Annotated in this window: 16 protein-coding genes and 2 pseudogenes; 3 read left to right on the top strand and 15 right to left on the bottom strand. The window is 40.9% G+C overall.

What is annotated here, in order from left to right; all coding sequences use genetic code 11:
• Positions 1 to 26: 26 nt before the first annotated feature.
• The 8 genes from ABU914_RS00295 to ABU914_RS00260 form a co-directional block, all read right to left on the bottom strand.
• Positions 27 to 1,604 carry a tetratricopeptide repeat protein gene (locus ABU914_RS00295; RefSeq protein ID WP_379667754.1) on the bottom strand — a complete coding sequence of 526 codons (1,578 nt, stop codon included), beginning with the start codon at positions 1,602 to 1,604 and terminating at the stop codon, positions 27 to 29.
• Positions 1,605 to 1,803: 199 nt separating this feature from the next.
• On the bottom strand, positions 1,804 to 2,424 hold the full coding sequence (hisIE, locus tag ABU914_RS00290) for a bifunctional phosphoribosyl-AMP cyclohydrolase/phosphoribosyl-ATP diphosphatase HisIE (RefSeq protein ID WP_379667753.1): 621 nt from the start codon (positions 2,422 to 2,424) through the stop codon (positions 1,804 to 1,806).
• Positions 2,421 to 3,182: an imidazole glycerol phosphate synthase subunit HisF gene (gene hisF, locus ABU914_RS00285; protein WP_379667752.1), complete on the bottom strand. Its 762-nt coding sequence runs from the start codon at positions 3,180 to 3,182 to the stop codon at positions 2,421 to 2,423. The genes hisIE and hisF overlap by 4 nt, the downstream gene beginning before the upstream one ends.
• On the bottom strand, positions 3,179 to 3,907 hold the full coding sequence (hisA, locus tag ABU914_RS00280) for a 1-(5-phosphoribosyl)-5-[(5-phosphoribosylamino)methylideneamino]imidazole-4-carboxamide isomerase (protein ID WP_379667751.1): 729 nt from the start codon (positions 3,905 to 3,907) through the stop codon (positions 3,179 to 3,181). Before hisA ends, hisF begins: the two co-directional genes overlap by 4 nt.
• 85 nt (positions 3,908 to 3,992) lie before the next feature.
• Positions 3,993 to 4,580 (bottom strand): imidazoleglycerol-phosphate dehydratase HisB, encoded by a 588-nt coding sequence (hisB, locus tag ABU914_RS00275; RefSeq protein ID WP_379667750.1) that lies wholly within the window; start codon positions 4,578 to 4,580, stop codon positions 3,993 to 3,995.
• Positions 4,577 to 5,818, bottom strand: coding sequence for a histidinol dehydrogenase (hisD, locus tag ABU914_RS00270; protein ID WP_379667886.1), 1,242 nt, complete (start codon positions 5,816 to 5,818; stop codon positions 4,577 to 4,579). The genes hisB and hisD overlap by 4 nt, the downstream gene beginning before the upstream one ends.
• 32 nt (positions 5,819 to 5,850) lie before the next feature.
• On the bottom strand, positions 5,851 to 6,489 hold the full coding sequence (gene hisG, locus ABU914_RS00265) for an ATP phosphoribosyltransferase (protein ID WP_379667749.1): 639 nt from the start codon (positions 6,487 to 6,489) through the stop codon (positions 5,851 to 5,853).
• Positions 6,486 to 7,670, bottom strand: coding sequence for an ATP phosphoribosyltransferase regulatory subunit (locus ABU914_RS00260; RefSeq protein ID WP_379667748.1), 1,185 nt, complete (start codon positions 7,668 to 7,670; stop codon positions 6,486 to 6,488). Before ABU914_RS00260 ends, hisG begins: the two co-directional genes overlap by 4 nt.
• 170 nt (positions 7,671 to 7,840) lie before the next feature.
• On the opposite strand from ABU914_RS00260, the gene cax reads away from it, so the two are divergent.
• From cax to ABU914_RS00245, 3 genes are all read left to right on the top strand, one after another.
• On the top strand, positions 7,841 to 8,899 hold the full coding sequence (cax, locus tag ABU914_RS00255; protein WP_379667747.1) for a calcium/proton exchanger: 1,059 nt from the start codon (positions 7,841 to 7,843) through the stop codon (positions 8,897 to 8,899).
• 263 nt (positions 8,900 to 9,162) lie between these two features.
• The gene (locus ABU914_RS00250) at positions 9,163 to 9,642 is read left to right on the top strand and encodes a cytochrome c oxidase subunit II (RefSeq protein ID WP_379667746.1); all 480 of its coding nucleotides are present in this window, start codon (positions 9,163 to 9,165) and stop codon (positions 9,640 to 9,642) included.
• A 21-nt stretch (positions 9,643 to 9,663) separates the two neighbouring features.
• Positions 9,664 to 11,358, top strand: a complete 1,695-nt coding sequence (locus ABU914_RS00245; protein WP_379667745.1) for a cbb3-type cytochrome c oxidase subunit I — start codon at positions 9,664 to 9,666, stop codon at positions 11,356 to 11,358.
• Positions 11,359 to 11,478: 120 nt separating this feature from the next.
• On the opposite strand, the gene ABU914_RS00240 is transcribed toward ABU914_RS00245, so the two are convergent.
• The 7 genes and pseudogenes from ABU914_RS00240 to tnpA form a co-directional block, all read right to left on the bottom strand.
• Positions 11,479 to 11,670 (bottom strand): hypothetical protein, encoded by a 192-nt coding sequence (locus ABU914_RS00240; protein ID WP_379667744.1) that lies wholly within the window; start codon positions 11,668 to 11,670, stop codon positions 11,479 to 11,481.
• A gap of 4 nt (positions 11,671 to 11,674) precedes the next feature.
• Positions 11,675 to 12,202, bottom strand: coding sequence for an acyltransferase (locus tag ABU914_RS00235; protein WP_379667743.1), 528 nt, complete (start codon positions 12,200 to 12,202; stop codon positions 11,675 to 11,677).
• A complete protein-coding gene (gene ppaX / locus ABU914_RS00230) occupies positions 12,199 to 12,846 on the bottom strand; it encodes a pyrophosphatase PpaX (RefSeq protein ID WP_379667742.1) in 648 nt (215 codons plus the stop codon). Before ppaX ends, ABU914_RS00235 begins: the two co-directional genes overlap by 4 nt.
• Positions 12,821 to 13,783, bottom strand: coding sequence for a nucleoside recognition domain-containing protein (locus ABU914_RS00225; protein WP_379667741.1), 963 nt, complete (start codon positions 13,781 to 13,783; stop codon positions 12,821 to 12,823). Before ABU914_RS00225 ends, ppaX begins: the two co-directional genes overlap by 26 nt.
• A gap of 439 nt (positions 13,784 to 14,222) precedes the next feature.
• Positions 14,223 to 15,050 carry a prolipoprotein diacylglyceryl transferase gene (lgt, locus tag ABU914_RS00220; RefSeq protein WP_379667740.1) on the bottom strand — a complete coding sequence of 276 codons (828 nt, stop codon included), beginning with the start codon at positions 15,048 to 15,050 and terminating at the stop codon, positions 14,223 to 14,225.
• Between the two features lie 371 nt (positions 15,051 to 15,421).
• Positions 15,422 to 16,517, bottom strand: a pseudogene (locus tag ABU914_RS00215) (RNA-guided endonuclease InsQ/TnpB family protein).
• Between the two features lie 11 nt (positions 16,518 to 16,528).
• Positions 16,529 to 16,915: pseudogene (tnpA, locus tag ABU914_RS00210) on the bottom strand (IS200/IS605 family transposase).
• Positions 16,916 to 16,938: the final 23 nt, after the last annotated feature.

The following is a 16,938-nucleotide window of genomic DNA, read 5'->3' as shown; positions in this document are numbered from 1 at the left end:
GGTCTTTCACAAGTCTATTTATTTGCTCACGATTGTTCTAAGATCGTTTTTACCTTTTTTATATAATAACTTACTGTTGCGGTAGAAACTTGATATTTTTCAGCTATCGCTTTTTGCGTTGTACGTTCACTTTCTTGACCCGCAACATACTCAACTGCTGCTGCCCATCCTTTATCATTCGTAAATAACATTTCGTTAGAATATGCATATTTAAATAGCTTTGACCATAATCGATAAATGATATCGTTCAACTGACCCGGTTGTAGCATTCGTTGAAGACGTTCAACAACACGCACACCAGTCGTAATCGACTTCGGCAATTGTGACTCGTCATTATATATCATTTCCAATCCTTCATGTTTTATCATGACAGGAAGTTGAGGAGCTTGCTTAAGCATGACATATGCCGCGAGTTCTTTTAAATACAATGCTTCTAATGGCGCATTGCAAAACTTCATTAAAGCTTCATAACCTTTTTCATTAAAGTTTTTCCTTAAAATATACAGGTGTAATAATTTGGAACGTTCATCTTCTTTTAGTTCCTCCGTTAAAAGAGTGAAGTACGACTTTTCTTCTGGAACACGATAATGATAATCAACGTTTCTTTGCATTAAAGATCCTTCTTCAAGCTTTTCCAAATAGTACGGTGCAACTTCCCCTTCAGGATCGATACGTTCAACATGTTGCCAAGCAAATTTCGCAACACTTAGTCGGTCTGTCATGAATGCGGCAACCGCAAGCCAATGATAATAGGGAAGATCATCGGTTAATCGGGTTCGATCGAGGGAGGATAGCCACTTGTACGCAAATTCATGCTCATGAAGGAGTGAAAACGTACTTCCGAGCTTATAACGATGGTCTTCATGAATCGGATAAACTTTTTTAAGTCGTTCAATGACATGCTTACTTTTATCAATGAATCCGAGAAAACGATAAAATAACGCTAAGTTGCAAAGGGCATGCAAATTCCCTGGATTTTTCGTTAATACGAGCTCGAGAGTGGACAATGCTAATTGCTTTTCGTTCGCATAAAAATAAGCAAGCGCTAAATTGTTATAAGCTGCCCAAAATTTCGGATGTTCTCGAATCATGATTAAGAAGAGTTCAATCGCCTCAGAAAATTGACCCTCTTCCATTTTCTTTTTAGCTTCTGTATGTTGACGAATGATAGCATTCTCTTGAAAGTCTTTCGGAATTTCCGAACCGATAAAATACAATAAATCTTCGGCTTCTTCTACGAAATCTCCTTCGGGATCAAGTTCTAAATAATAAAGCGCTTCTTCTTCTGCTTTTTCAAATTGTCCAAGATAAGCATAATTGTTTGCTAAAAAGAAATAGCACTCGGTTAGCGTTGGATCAACTTCATTTAGAACATAATAGAGCCATTCATTCGACTCTGCAAATTCACCCATTTCGGCTAACACTGCAGCAAGCTGACAAATGTAAGAAGGCTCTCCATTGTCAATTTTGATCGCTCGCAATAAAAATTTTTTTGCTTTATATAGGTTATTTTGATGGTAATGAGTTAACGCGCGCTGAAAAAAGTATTCCGCATTTTGTGTAAAAGGAATTAAGCGGCCACGCTCATTTCTCTGTTTATTCATGCCGTAAAGGCCCTCCAAATGTTTAAGCTAACGATGTAAGCAACCAGTAAGGAATACTTGCTAGCTGCTTCAATTATCTAGCGTCCGTTTAGACAATCGTGTTTAACGGACGGGTAACACGTGGTCAAGTATAACACACATCCTATGTGAAACATAACCGTATTTACCACCATTTTTTGAAATTTTAGGCAATACTGTTTTATTTTCGGTGACGCTCTTCCAGCACAGCCAACACATCGTCTAATGGTAATTTTTGTTCTCTTAAAAGGACGAGCACATGATAAATGAGATCAGCCACTTCCCATTTTAGTTCGTCATGATTACGATTTTTAGCTGCAATAACAACTTCTGTCGCTTCTTCGCCTACTTTTTTTAAAATTTTATCGACGCCTTTTCCAAACAAATACGTCGTATACGCACCTTCGGGCATTTCCGCTTCTCGCTTTGCGATAATCGACTCTAATTCATTTATAATGGCAAATCGATCTGAACTTCGTTCACGCTCTTTGTCCGTTTCGGCAGTGCGAAAACATGAATACGTACCTTCATGGCAGGCAGGTCCATGCGGAGAGACGAGAACGAGCAACGTATCTTTATCACAATCGTAGCGGATGTCTTCGATATCTTGTTTGTTTCCGGAAGTTGCACCCTTATGCCACAGTTCATTTCGCGAACGGCTGTAAAACCATGTTTGCTTCGTCTCAATTGATTTTTGGAGTGCTTCTTCATTCATATATGCAACCATTAGGACTTCTTTGCTGACAACATCTTGAACAACAGCAGGAATTAATCCGTGTTCATCGAATTTTACATCCATCATGATAGCGGAACTCCTCTCTTTTTTAACGCCTCTTTAACTGCGGATATTGATGTTTCTTTAAAATGAAAAATAGACGCTGCCAAAGCACCTGTCGCATTCGCGAGCGTAAACGCGTCATAAAAATGTTCAATCGTTCCTGCTCCACCAGAAGCTGTCACTGGTACGTGAACAGCATCTGTCACAGCCTTCGTCATATCTAAATCGTACCCTCGTTTTTCACCGTCACGATCCATACTTGTGAGTAAAATTTCTCCTGCACCTAGTGAAACGACTTCTTTCGCCCAATCCACGACAGATTTTTCTGTACTTGTCTTTCCGCCATGAATAAAGACTCGCCAAGTGTTTGCGTCATGAACATATTTTCCATCAATGGCAATAACAAGCCTCTCGGAACCGATCACGTTTGCACCTTCACGAATGAGCGCTGGATGGCTCATCGCAGCTGAGCCGATCGAAACTTTATCAGCCCCTGCATCAATAACAGCTTTCATCGCTTCAACCGTACGAATACCGCCACCGACCGTGAAAGGAATCGAAATTTGCTCAGCCACTTCTCGAACGACGTCAAGCATCGTTTCACGTCCTTCATTCGTCGCTGCTATATCTAGGAAAACGAGCTCATCCGCACCTTCTTTTTCATAATGTGCTGCAAGTTCAACTGGGTCACCGGCATCGCGAAGGTTGACAAACTGGACACCTTTCACGACACGTCCGTCTTTTATATCAAGACAAGGAATAATTTTTTTCAGCATGCTCATTTCACCTTTCTCAGCGCATCTTGCAACGTAAATTGCTTCGTATAAAGTGCTTTTCCTACAATCGCGCCTTCGATTCCTTTTTTCTGTTCTTGTAAAAGGTCATCAAAATCTTCTAATTTACTCACACCGCCCGAAGCGATGACTTGCTTGCCAGTGGCTTCAGCCATGTCTGCAATCGCTTTTACGTTTGGACCCGTTAGCGTTCCGTCTTTTGAAATATCGGTAAAAATAAAAATTTCTGCCCCGTGCTCAACGAGCTCCTGCGCTAAATCAACTGCTTTAATCTCTGACGTTTCAAGCCAGCCATCGACAGCGACATAACCGTGGCGCGCATCGATACCGACCGCAATTTTATCACCGTGGAACTTTAACATTTTTTTTACGAAATTAGGATTTTGAATGGCACTACTCCCTAAAATAATCCGATTAACACCGTTTTCTAAATAGTAATGAACATCATCTTCTGTGCGGATGCCTCCACCGACTTGAACGTTCACATCTAACTCTTTCGCAATTTGTATAACGTGAGCATCATTTACACGTTTTCTTTCTTTCGCTCCATCGAGGTCAACGAGGTGAATCCAAGTCGCCCCTTCAGACTGAAATTTCTCAGCCATCGCAAGTGGGGAATCACCGTATACGGTCTCCTGATTATAGTCACCTTGAAAGAGACGTACACATTTTCCTCCACGAATGTCAATGGCTGGATAAATTGTAAAAGTCACACTCTCCACCTCTGTTTCAGATTTACTTAAGCAGGAAAGATCTTTCCGTTATGTCCATTTCAATTCCACAACATATGAACTCGTCCTATAATTTTCCTTTCGTTGATGGGATCCCTTTTACTTTTGGGTCAATCGATACGGCTTCGTGCAATGCTCTTCCGAGCGCTTTAAAAACGGCTTCAATCATATGATGTGTATTCATCCCATAATGAATGATGACGTGTAAATTCATCCGTGCTTCAAGGGCTAGCTTCCATAAAAATTCATGGACGAGTTCCGTATCAAAAGAACCGACTCGATTGGTTGGCAAGCTCCCGCGAAATTCTACGTGCGGGCGATCGCTTAAATCAACTACAACTTGGGCAAGCGCATCATCCATCGGCACAAATGCATTCCCAAAACGCTTAATTCCATACTTATTTCCGAGCGCCTTATGGAACGCTTGTCCGAGACAAATACCGAGATCTTCTGTCGTATGATGAGCATCAATTTCAACATCGCCCGATGCATTCACGTCTAAATTAAACTGTCCGTGTTTCCGAAACGCATCAAGCATATGGGTCATAAACGGAACAGGTGTCTGCAAGTCACCGCTTCCATCACCATCTAAATTGATTAAAAGCGTGATTTGCGTTTCTTTCGTTTCTCTCGTAACGGTTGCTTCTCGACTCATTTCTTCTCCCCCAATCTCGCTTCCACTGCTATTGCGTGAGCATCTAACCCTTCCAATCTTGCAAAAGCTGCTATTTTACTTGCATTTTCATTAATGGCTCGTTTACTATACGAAACGATACTCGATTTTTTCACGAAATCATCGACGCTTAACGGATTAGAAAATCGAGCTGTTCCGTTCGTCGGCAAGACATGATTCGTACCTGCAAAGTAATCACCGACAGGCTCTGAACTATGTTCGCCAAGGAAAATTGCACCTGCATGACGAATACTTGAAAGTAAAGAAAACGGTTCTTCAACCATCACTTCTAAATGCTCTGGAGCGAGCTCATTTACTACATCGACCGCTTCTTCTAAACTGCTTGCAACGTAAACGGCACCGTAGTCGCGGATAGCAAGTTGAGCAATGTTCTTTCTCGGTAATGATTCAAGCTGTTTTTTAACTTCTCTTCTCGTTTCTTCTGCAACCGTTTCAGACGTTGTAACGAGAACAGCTGAAGAACGCGGATCATGTTCGGCTTGTGATAACAAGTCACTCGCAATGTAACGCGGATTTGCATGTTCATCTGCAAGCACGACGATTTCACTCGGACCTGCAAGCATATCAATGCCGACGACACCGAACACTTCTCGTTTTGCAAGCGCAACAAAAATATTACCAGGGCCAACAATTTTATCGACACGTTGAATCGTTTCTGTTCCGTACGCTAGAGCAGCAATTGCTTGTGCACCGCCAACTTTATAAATTTCTTCGACACCACTTTCTTTTGCTGCGACGAGCACTCCAGCGGGCAGTGACCCGTCAGATTGTGGCGGTGAAATTAACACGATCCGTTTTACACCTGCCACTTTTGCGGGAATGACACCCATAAGGACAGACGATGGATAAGCCGCCGTACCGCCTGGAACGTACACGCCAACGGCATCAAGCGGAGTTATTTTTTGTCCGAGAACTGTGCCGTCCTCTTTCGTAACAAACCACGATTGTCGCTTTTGTTGCTCGTGATAAAATCGGATGTTTTCTGCTGCCTCGCGAATGATCGCAAGCATGTCCGAATCGATTTGCTCATATGCCTCGTTAATGGCTCTCTCACTTACTCTTAATTTTGACAAAACGACACGATCAAGTTTTTCCGTTAATTCATACAACGCCTGATCTCCAAACGTTCTTACTTGTTTAATGATCGATTGCACAGTCGCAAGCTGTTCATCTGTCCCATGTTCGATCGAACGCTGCATTTTTTTAAAATCTTCTCGTTTTTCGATTCGTCTCACTCTGATTGCCCCCCTTCAATAACAACTGATAATTTGTTCACCATCTCATCAATAAGCTGATCTTTTAAACGATAGCTTGCTGGGTTTACGATTAATCTTGACGTAATTGGCATCATCTTTTCAAATTCGACGAGCCCATTTTCTTTTAACGTACGACCGGTTGACACGATATCAACGATGCGGTCTGCCAAACCAATCAATGGGGCAAGCTCAATCGAACCATTTAATTTTACGATTTCAACTTGTTCGCCTTGTTCGCGAAAATAGTTCGACGCAATTCGTGGATATTTCGTTGCGACTTTTCGTGCCACACGTTTTTTCGCATCTGGAAGTCCAGCAACAGCTAAATAACATTCGCTTATTTTTAAATCAAGCACTTCGTATATATCACGGTTTTCTTCAAGAAGCACGTCTTTGCCCGCAATGCCAACATCAGCTGCCCCATGTTCAACATACGTCGGGACATCAACAGGCTTCGCTAAAATAAATCGCATTCCCGCTTGCTCAATATTTAAAATTAATTTGCGCGATTCATCAAATTCAGGCGGGAGATTATAGCCAGCTTTTTTCAGAAGTTCAACCGCTTCAACGAAAATCCGTCCTTTCGGCATTGCGACCGTTAGTTGTTTTTTCATACTTCACCCTTCCCTCCGTTTCGGCCGATACATTGAATAACATCTTCAAATCGGGCTGTCAGTGCATCAAGATCAGCAACACCCGCTATATTTTGTAAGACAACCTGTTTGCCTTCAGTACGCAGTTGTTGCGCTTTTTGAATCGCTTCTGTTTGACGCTCTCTTGTAAAGAGTAAACACGTAATCGGCACTTCTGTCTCAACTTCACCTAACGCATCAAGTAAATAATCGAGCCGAATACCGAAGCCCGTCGCTTGAGCTGGGCGATTAAACTTTTCAAGTAGTTCATCGTAACGACCACCGCCACTTAACGGCATTCCAAGTCCTTCGGCATACGCTTCAAACACGATGCCCGTGTAATAGTTCATATGGCGAACGAGTGTCAAATCAAACGTTACATCTGATGCCACTCCATACGCTTCAAGTGTTGACGCAAGTGTCTCGAGCTCATCGAGTGCTGTGAGTGCAGCTTGTTTGCTCGTAAGTTCACGTGCACTCGCAATGACATCTCGTTCTCCACGTAACTGAAGCAATGACATCAAGTGACGTTCATCAATCGATGATAAATCCAATTGCCTTACATTTTCCCGATAACCGACGTAATTTTTTTCATTCAAAAATTTCCTGAGCACTTCCGCACGTTCAGCCTTACCGATGACATCAAGGAAAAGCGAATTCATAAACTGCACGTGCCCGACGGCGACTTTAAAATCGGTTAATCCTGCTTCTTTTAATACGGCAATCATCAGTGCAATGACTTCTGCATCTGCACTCCGTGTACCATCTCCGATAAGCTCAATTCCGATTTGCTCATATTCGGCTGGTCTCCCGCCATCATGTTGCTGGGCTTGAAATAAGTTTGAATCGTACGCAAGTCTCAGTGGATAAGCGACATTTTTTAAACTCGAACCCGCCACTCGCGCAATCGGGGATGTCATGTCCGGACGTAACACGAGAGGATTTCCAGCTTGATCTAACAGTTTAAATAAATGTTTTTCTGGGATCGCCGATGCAACACCGACCGTGTCATAGTACTCTAACGTCGGTGTTTCAATAAATTGATAGCCCCATGACTGAATTAGTGCTTCCATTTTTACACGCACTCGTTTTTTCGTTTCATACAATGCAGGCAGCGTATCACGCATACCGAGCGGTTTTTCAAACACTAGCGGTTTAGACATGTTGCCGTTCATCTCCGTTCTATCCTTTAGTTCGCTAATATGCTAACAAGATAAAGTATTTACTTTGTAGTCTATCGAAATGAGTTTAAACAGTCAACACAAACATCGGATAAAATTGTGTCATTTCGGGCAAACGTAACTGTATGAGATCCAAGTTTGGAGGGTTGGCTGTGAATCGACTTTTTTTCCTTATGATTGCTGTCGGTGTACCATTGTCCGTTATCGGTAGCTTATTGCGTTGGTCTGAGGTCCTCATGTTTATCGTTTATGCATTAACAATTATTGCACTCGCAGCTTACATGGGACGAGCAACGGAAAATATCGCCTTGCATACTGGACCACGAATCGGCGGTTTGCTAAATGCTACATTTGGGAATGCAGTCGAATTAATCATTTCAATTTTCGCCTTAAAATCAGGCCTTATCAGCATCGTCCTTGCTTCTTTAACCGGTTCTGTCATCGGAAACTTGTTGCTCGTTGCTGGTTTATCGTTTTTTGTCGGTGGACTGAAATATAAGCGGCAACAATTTAATTTTTTTGATGCTAGACATAATTCTGGATTGCTTGTCTTCTCCGTTATCGTCGCCTTTATTTTTCCCGAAATATTTTCAATAAAATTATCGGAAACTGACACTTTGTCACTAAGCATTTGGATTTCAATCATTATGATTGTGTTGTATCTCGCAGGTTTACTTTTTCGCCTCGTTACGCATCGTGGAGTATATCGGCAAAAATCAGATGAAAACGAAACGAGCCATGATGTAGAACCTGAGTGGTCAAAAAAGAAATCGCTCACGATCCTCGTACTTGCAACAGTCGCTGTCGCTTACGTATCAGAACGTCTCGTCTCCACATTTGAAACGGTCGGTGAAGCGTTCGGTTGGAGTGAGCTGTTTCTCGGGGTGATTATCGTTGCAATCGTTGGGAACGCCGCAGAGCATGCGACAGCGATCATTATGGCTTATAAAAATAAAATGAATATCGCTGTCGAAATTGCAATCGGATCCTCAATCCAAATTGCAATGTTCGTCGCACCACTTCTCGTACTCATTTCTTTATTTATGCCGATTTCGATGCCACTCGTCTTTACACTGCCCGAACTTGTTGCGATGGTTCTTGCTGTTATTTTGACCGTAGCCATTTCAAATGATGGTGATACGAATTGGTTTGAAGGTCTAACACTGCTTGCCGCTTACCTCATTATGGGTGTTGGTTTTTACCTTTTATAGTGTAATACCGTTTTTTAAAACATGCGACAAAGCAATGCATAAAAATACCAAACTCGTACAAGCTAATTGTTGTTTACTTCAAGTGAAAGAGGTGAGGACTGTGAACCGAACAGATAACAAAAAAGATACTACAGCTTCTTATGACGAAAACTTGAAAGGGACTTTTATTAGCACGATTTTCGTAGGCCTCTTTGTATTACTTTCATGGCTTGCCATTTTTTATATTTATATGACGTTAATTTAACGAGGAAGGAGAAACACTCATGTTTGAAGATATGCCTAAACTCGAGAAAATTTGGCTAACAATCGGTATCGGCTCACTCATCATCTTTCTCCTCATCACAGGAGTATTAGCTGTTTCAATGGGTCTTAATCCGCCCGACGGAATGGAAACAACGATCGAACCTGAACTCGTCGATACAGCTCCCCCTTTTGACAATACGGGGGTTGAAAAAATCGGACCAAACGAATATGAAGTGACAATGCTTTCATTTATGTTTGGCTATGATCCAAACACGATCACCATTCCTAAAGGAGCAAAAGTGCATTTTAAAATGACGAGTAAAGATGTCTTACATGGGCTACATATTGCAGGTACACCCTTGAACTTAATGCTTCAGCCTGGACGTGTTACCGAATATACCCATACGTTCAAAGAACCCGGTGAATATTTATTTGTCTGTCATGAATATTGCGGTATCGGACATCAAGTGATGTACGGAAAAGTCATCGTAGAAGATTAGCATAGAAGGAAGTGAAAGAAAATGACAACAGATTCTACTAAAGCTAGTGGAAGCGACAGCACTTTCTCCAATTTTACATTCGAAGAAAAAGACTCGAATCTCATTAAGGCGTATATTTATTTTTCGTTTTTTGCTGTTTTTCTTGGTGGACTGGCAGGGTTGTTGCAACTATCGCAACGAGCCGGTTGGATTACATTACCGAGCTGGTTAACGTATTATCAGTTGCTAACAGCACATGGTGTCTTACTTGCTCTCGTCTTTACTACCTTTTTCATTGTCGGTTATCTCTTTTCTGGTATGGTAAAAACGTTAGATGGCAAATTAACACCGACAGAAAGAGGACTTGGGTGGGCTGGCTTTTATTTCATGGCTATCGGAACCATTTTAGCGTTTATTATGATCTTAACCAATGACGGGACAGTTCTTTATACTTTTTACTCGCCGATGGCCGCTTCGCCATGGTATTATATCGGACTAGCATTACTCATTATCGGCAGTTGGTTAGCGTCAATTGCTATGATTTCCGCATACGTCCGATGGCGTAAAAAACATAAAGGTAAATCATCACCTTTATTTGCATATATGACGATTGCGACCATTATTTTATGGCTACATGCGAGCATCATGGTTGCTATTGAAGTTGTCGGACTTCTTATTCCATGGTCATTCGGAATTATCGAACGTGTCGATTCGACGTTAACTCGGACGATGTTTTGGTATTTCGGGCACGCCCTCGTCTATTTTTGGCTTTTGCCGGCGTACATATATTGGTACGTAAACATTCCACAAATCGTCGGCGGCAAAATTTTTAGTAGTTCATTGCCACGGTTAACGTTTATTCTTTTAATCTTGTTTTCTGTACCCGTTGGGCTTCACCATCAGCTAACAGACCCCGGCGTCGAATCGTTTTGGAAATTTCTCCAAGTTATTTTAACAATGCTTGTCGTCGTCCCTTCGCTAATCACTGCATTTTCCATCATTGCAACATTTGAACTCGCAGGACGTTCACGCGGTGGGAAAGGCTTATTTGGCTGGGTGAAAAAATTACCGTGGAAAGATGCCCGCTTTTTTGTCACATTTATGGGAATGCTTATGTTTATCCCTGGGGGAGCCGGAGGTATCATTAATTCTAGCTTTCAGCTCAACCAAGTCGTTCATAATACGTGGTGGGTAACTGGACACTTTCACCTTACTCTTGCGACATCTGTTGTTTTAACTTTTTTTGCAATTACGTATTGGTTAATTCCCGTATTAACAGGTCGAACGTTTACGAAACATTTAAACAAGCTTGCGATTGTACAAAGTATCCTTTGGCTAGTCGGTATGATTCTCATGGGTGTCGTCATGCACTTTGCAGGAATATTAGGTTCACCGAGACGAACGAGTTACAGCGATTACGGTGGACATGAAATGGGTTTAAAATGGCTATCTTATACCCAAGTGATTGCGGTTGGCGGAGTCATTTTATTTATCGCTATCGCCTTAGTTGTATACATTTGGATAAAATTAATCTTTTTATCTCCGAAGTCGGAGAAAACGATCGAATATCCGGTTGGTGTCGTTTATGAAAAAGCTGCAGAACCACCAAAAATTTTGGAAAAATGGTCGGTGTGGATTACCGTTTCGATTATTCTTTCGATCGTCGCTTATGCCGTCCCGTTTTATCAAATCTTTATTAGCGATGCGCCAGGGTCGTTGCCAATCCGTAGCTGGTAGCAAAAATAAAAACATAAAAACGCTTGAATCACTAATAAAGGTTGATTCAAGCGTTTTTATTCCCTATTTGCGATAGCCATTCCTTTAATTTCGCTTTCGGGTAATACACATTTCCATTAATCACGATGTGTGGAACGTCTGGCTGTTGTTGAATGAAAGCCTTTGCAATGCAGCTTCCGCTTTTTCATGAATGAGTTCGTGGTCGTTATCCTCATCTAACGATTCAAAAATGCTTTTTACTTTCTGATTTTTAAAGTTTTTCAACCCTTCACCAATGAAATAGCCGGCAACAGCTATTCCTATTCCTATCATTCCATTAAGTGTTCTCCTTTTCTTGCGCTTGTTTCCGTTGTTCCATCTGTTCTTTCGTATAGATGAGTTGCATTGGATTTCCGCCGACAAACGCACCTGGCGGAACGTCACGATGAACGAGTGTTGCTGCTGACACAACAGCTCCATCGCCGATCGTTACACCAGGAAGAATCGTACTGTTTGCACCGATCATAACGTTATCCCCGATAATGACATCGCCTATCCGGTACTCGTCGACTAAATATTCATGCGACAAAATTGTTGAGTTAAAACCGATAATCGTATTACTTCCAATTCGAATTCGCTCTGGAAATAAAATATCCATAACAACTTTGTAAGCAACAGCTGTATTTTCACCGACATGCATACGAAGAAAGGTCCGATAAAGCCAATTTTTTAATGACATAAATGGTGTAAAGCGAGCGAGTTCAACGACGATAACATTTTTAAACACTTTCCAAAAGGATACCGTTTTATACAACTGCCAAAGAGAGTTTGTCCCTTTGACAGGATAGCGTTCCGTCCTTCTCATCGTGATGCCACTCCAACGATATCCATAATTTCGGACATGTGATCAATGACATAATTAGGCTGAAGATGTTCGATAAACTCCTTTCCTTTTAACGACCAAGCGACACCCGCCGTATATGTGCCTGCACGATTCCCTGCTTGAATATCAAATTGACTATCTCCGACCATTAACGTTGTTTCGGGTTCAGCTTCAAGTTCCTCAAGTGCTTTTAAAATTGGTTCAGCGTGTGGTTTTGCCTTTTCGACATCATCGAACGAAACGACGACATCAAAAAATTGATCAAGCCGAGTAAGCTCAAGTCCTTTTAACGCAGCATCGCGAACTTTATTTGTAACAACAGCAATTTTAATACCTTGCTTTTTCAACTCTTGAACGGTTTCATATACCCCGTCATATTCTTTTATAAGCCTATCGTGATGTTCATCATTATGCTTGCGATACATAGCAACCATGTCAACAGCCTGTACTTCATCGATGCGGCGAAACGTATCAATTAACGGTTCACCAACGTAAGGAACGATATCAAATTCTTTCTTTTCATTCGGGAAAAAATGTGCTAACGTATGTTCAAATGATGCGATAATGAGATCGTTCGTATCAATAAGCGTTCCATCCAAATCAAAAAGTACTGTGTTTATTTTCATATTGGACATCCTTTCTTTCCAAACTAAGACGATTCCATATTGAAGCTGTGAGCATAGTCATTAAAATCGCAACGGTCAAACGGATGAGCAACAACGGCCAAACAGATATCCCAAGTGGAATAAATATTAACGTGTCTTCAACAACGGCATGACACGTGACGAGAAATATAAATGCTAAATATAAATCACGTTTAGCCACACCATCTTCTTTTACAGCTTGAAGCATGACGCCAGCTCCAAACGAGATGCCGAACAAAATTCCAGCTGCTAATGTCGTTGACGTATTTTCTTTCATACCTAACATTTTCGTAAATGGTGACATCCAACGAGAGAAGACAGCTAACCATTGCTTTTCCTTTAACCATTGTATCCCGATCATAAGCGGAATAACGATGATCGCAAGTTGAATAATGCCAAGCGTTGCTTGCTCAACCGCATTCCAGATAATCGACAGCGAACCTGATATTTCCTCTCCTGATGGTTGAATAAATCCGTACCTCGCTTGTTCATTTCCACCTTGCCATACGAGATGAATGATCCATCCAGAAAATGCCGCGAGAACGATACGAATTGCCGCAATAAACCAAATATTAACGCCGACCTTTGCTGCAATGCTAGACTCAACGAGCAAGGCATGCGAAAATGACAGCATCATCGCAATAATAAATACTTGCTTTACGGTTAAATCTAACGTTAACATCGCACCGATCGCCGCATATAAATTCAGCACATTCCCTAATACGAGTGGAATTGCAGCTTCACCCGTTAATCCGAACAAAGACATGAAGGGCCTCACCAATTTGATGAGCCATTCCAAGACGATCGTATGTTGCAAAACCCCGACAATAAGTGTGACGGGGAATATTATTTTTCCTAAATTCCAAGTCGTTTCTAAGCCTGCTCGTAATCCTCGTTTCAATGTGGCGAGCGTATTCACGTTCTCACATCCTTATTTTTATTCCCGCTCATTCGTCTGTATGACAGGACAGAATTAATAAACGAGATTTAAAGCAACTCCCTACTTCTTATACAAACAAATTTTAATGAACTACCCTACCACCTACACCTTGCTTGATGGTGAAGGCTTCTAAGACAATCGTTCTAACGATACGAAGTTTATTTAGCTATCGAGCCTATTCCATATTCTACGCATGATTATGAATGCTAACGCTAACAGCCGCAATCCTTTACGCTTAATATTGATTGCAGCATTCCAATCAACATCAGCTACAAAACCACAATGACAGCGACAGATGCACTCATAAAGAGAAAAACTGCATCAACCGATCATCGACAAGCATATAAGAAATGCCTACCTTAACTGGCAGGCAACGTAACTTTCATTTTAACATGTTAACATCGAAACAGCGAATCCACTATGATTTGTTACTCTTATCCGCATAACGTTTTTTCGAATACCCACGCTTTCTTCTTATGATGATAAGTGTTGTTCCAATGACAATGATAAGAACCGATACGACTTGTGCAATGCGAATCGACGTATCCCCAACTAATAAACTATCTGTACGCAATCCCTCGATAAAAAGACGTCCAATCGAATACCAAATCGCATACGTTAGAAAAATCTCACCTCGGCGTAAGCTCACTTTACGCAACAACAATAATAGAATGACACCGGCAAAACTCCATAACGATTCGTATAAAAACGTCGGATGATAATACGTACCATCAATATACATTTGATTTATAATAAAATCAGGAAGCATTAACCCTTCAAGAAACTCACGTGTCACTGGACCCCCGTGTGCTTCTTGGTTCATAAAATTACCCCAACGACCAATTGCTTGTCCAAGTAGCACGCTCGGAGCAGCAATATCCGCTAGTTTCCAAAACGACAGCCCTTTCAATCTGGCAAACACAATGGCTGTAATAACCGCACCAATTAACGCTCCATGAATCGCAATACCGCCTTCCCATATCGCAAAAATTTTCGACGGATTGTTTTTATATGCATCCCATTCAAAAATAACGTAATAAGCACGAGCCCCGATAATCGCAAACGGTACAGCCCACATTAATAGATCCGTGAAAGTATCTTTCGGTAACCCAAGCCGCTTCCCTTCACGATTTGCTAGGATGAGTGCAAGTAAAACCCCTGTTGCAATAATGACTCCATACCAATAAATTGAGATGGGCCCTAATTGAAATGCCACTCGGTCAAGTGGGACAATTTCTGTCTCCATATATTTCACTCCGATTCTAATTACGTATTGTCAAAATTTTTATGAACAACCGTAAAACCATAGTATTCATGAACTTACGAGCAAAAAGTGTTCTCCCCCTTTACTGAGAGGACCACTGAAGCTTTACATGAAGCTATAAAGCCTTACGAACGAAAATTCTGTGTCCTTTCGTCATAACTCAATTTCGTCGAGACTGTCTCAAGCCCCTATATTCGAACAGTTTTCAGAGTAGGATTTACACTAACTCTTAGTGAACTGCTCCCACCACTTACCACCCTTACGGGTCGCTTGAAGTGGGGGCTTCTCGGGTCATCCCATCTAACGACAGGAAATTGACCGAGCTAACCCTCTTGTTCCAAAAGTTATGTTCTTTATGCTAATAAGCGTAATCCTTCATTTTTGATATTGATTGCTGAATTGTGATCACGATCGAATACAAAGCCGCAAGAACACTTATACACACGTTCGGACAACGGCATTTCTTTTTCTTTGCCACAACAAGAACATTTCTTTGTGGAAGGAAACCATTTATCAATTTTCACAAGCTGTTTCCCTTGTTCTTTTAGCTTGTACTCCAAAAAGAGCGTGAACATGCCCCAACCATTGTCGTGAACGCTTTTTCCAAAATTGAGGGCATGGGACATTCCGTTCATATCTAAGTCCTCAATGATCACGGCATCATAAGTTTTTGCCAATTCTTTTGATTTATGATGAAGAAAGTTATTACGCTGATTCGCTGTCTTTTCATGTAGCTTGGCTACTTTTAGGCGTTGCTTTTCCCAGCGTGAAGAATCTTTCTTTTTGCGAGAAAGAATCCGTTGCGCTTTTGCTAGCTTGTCTAAAGCTTGTCGATAGTATCGTGGGTAATTGGCTTTCTCACCCTGTTCACTCTCGACATAGAGTCCGTCCATAGCAAAATCTAAACCAACAACTTTTTGAATCTTTACTGACTCAATATCTTTCTCGTATTGAGTATTTGCCCGTCTTTGTTTTAGAGATTGTACAAGACTTTATTTTATAATCAACGGGAATTTCTCTATGTTGTTTGATTTTGATTGGCTTTTTGAACTTGGGTAATTTGATATAACCATTTTCTAGCTTAATATTATCGTTGACCATATTTGTTGTATAAGAATGCTTGTGTTTACGGCTTTTGTATTTAGGAAATTCCGCACGACCTTCGAAAAAGTTTTTATAGGCATTTTGCAAGTTGATTTGTGCATTTGCCAAAGCTAAAGAATCTACTTCTTTTAGAAACGGAAATTCATCTTTATATTTGGCTGGTGTCGGAAACTTTTGCTTTTTAAGCATTTCTTTATCATCTTTGAACTTTACATAGGTTTCTTTGTGTTCTGCCAACATCTTATTATAGACAAAGCGAACGCATCTGAAAGTTTTGACTAATAACACGACTTGTTCCTTATTTGGCAACAAGCGATATTTGAAAGCTTTATTTTGCTTGATCATATCAAATTACCTCACTTTTGACGTTGACTTTCAATATATGTGTTTATAACATCGATTGGAGCGTCTCCTGTTGTAAGCAGACAAAAACTTCTTGACCAAAACATTTCTTTCCATAGCTTTTTTCTGATCTGAGGAAAATTTTTCTTTATCAATCGAGAGCTTGCGCTTTTATAAACGTTGATGAACTTTGATAATTCAGAATTAGGATGTGCTTTGAATAGAATATGGATATGATCTTTATCATGATTCCACTCCATCAAAGTAATTTTGTCTCAATGAACATCTCTTTAGCAAAATCAGATGTCTCATTAGTGAACACTTTTCTACGATACTTTCACAACCAGTACAAGATGATAATATAGCGAGAACACTGAATGATTATTATTATCTAATTTCATTGATATATCAATCCTTTTATCTA

The sequence above is a fragment of the Pueribacillus sp. YX66 genome (genome assembly GCF_041725775.1).
Lineage (GTDB): Bacteria > Bacillota > Bacilli > Bacillales > UBA6769 > Pueribacillus.
Note: the sequence above shows the minus strand (reverse complement) of the source record. Positions and strands in the feature narration are given on the sequence as shown.

Excerpts from the sequence above, each read along its gene's own strand:
- lgt (WP_379667740.1), bottom strand. The coding sequence starts at position 15,050 with ATGGAGACAGAAATTGTCCCACTTGACCGAGTGGCATTTCAATTAGGG.
- hisG (WP_379667749.1), bottom strand. The coding sequence starts at position 6,489 with ATGAAAAAACAACTAACGGTCGCAATGCCGAAAGGACGGATTTTCGTT.
- ABU914_RS00245 (WP_379667745.1), top strand. The coding sequence starts at position 9,664 with ATGACAACAGATTCTACTAAAGCTAGTGGAAGCGACAGCACTTTCTCC.
- hisIE (WP_379667753.1), bottom strand. The coding sequence starts at position 2,424 with ATGATGGATGTAAAATTCGATGAACACGGATTAATTCCTGCTGTTGTT.
- ABU914_RS00260 (WP_379667748.1), bottom strand. The coding sequence starts at position 7,670 with ATGTCTAAACCGCTAGTGTTTGAAAAACCGCTCGGTATGCGTGATACG.
- ppaX (WP_379667742.1), bottom strand. The coding sequence starts at position 12,846 with ATGAAAATAAACACAGTACTTTTTGATTTGGATGGAACGCTTATTGAT.
- hisD (WP_379667886.1), bottom strand. The coding sequence starts at position 5,818 with ATGCAGCGTTCGATCGAACATGGGACAGATGAACAGCTTGCGACTGTG.
- ABU914_RS00235 (WP_379667743.1), bottom strand. The coding sequence starts at position 12,202 with ATGAGAAGGACGGAACGCTATCCTGTCAAAGGGACAAACTCTCTTTGG.
- ABU914_RS00240 (WP_379667744.1), bottom strand. The coding sequence starts at position 11,670 with ATGATAGGAATAGGAATAGCTGTTGCCGGCTATTTCATTGGTGAAGGG.
- hisF (WP_379667752.1), bottom strand. The coding sequence starts at position 3,182 with ATGAGCATGCTGAAAAAAATTATTCCTTGTCTTGATATAAAAGACGGA.
- ABU914_RS00295 (WP_379667754.1), bottom strand. The coding sequence starts at position 1,604 with ATGAATAAACAGAGAAATGAGCGTGGCCGCTTAATTCCTTTTACACAA.
- hisB (WP_379667750.1), bottom strand. The coding sequence starts at position 4,580 with ATGAGTCGAGAAGCAACCGTTACGAGAGAAACGAAAGAAACGCAAATC.
- ABU914_RS00250 (WP_379667746.1), top strand. The coding sequence starts at position 9,163 with ATGTTTGAAGATATGCCTAAACTCGAGAAAATTTGGCTAACAATCGGT.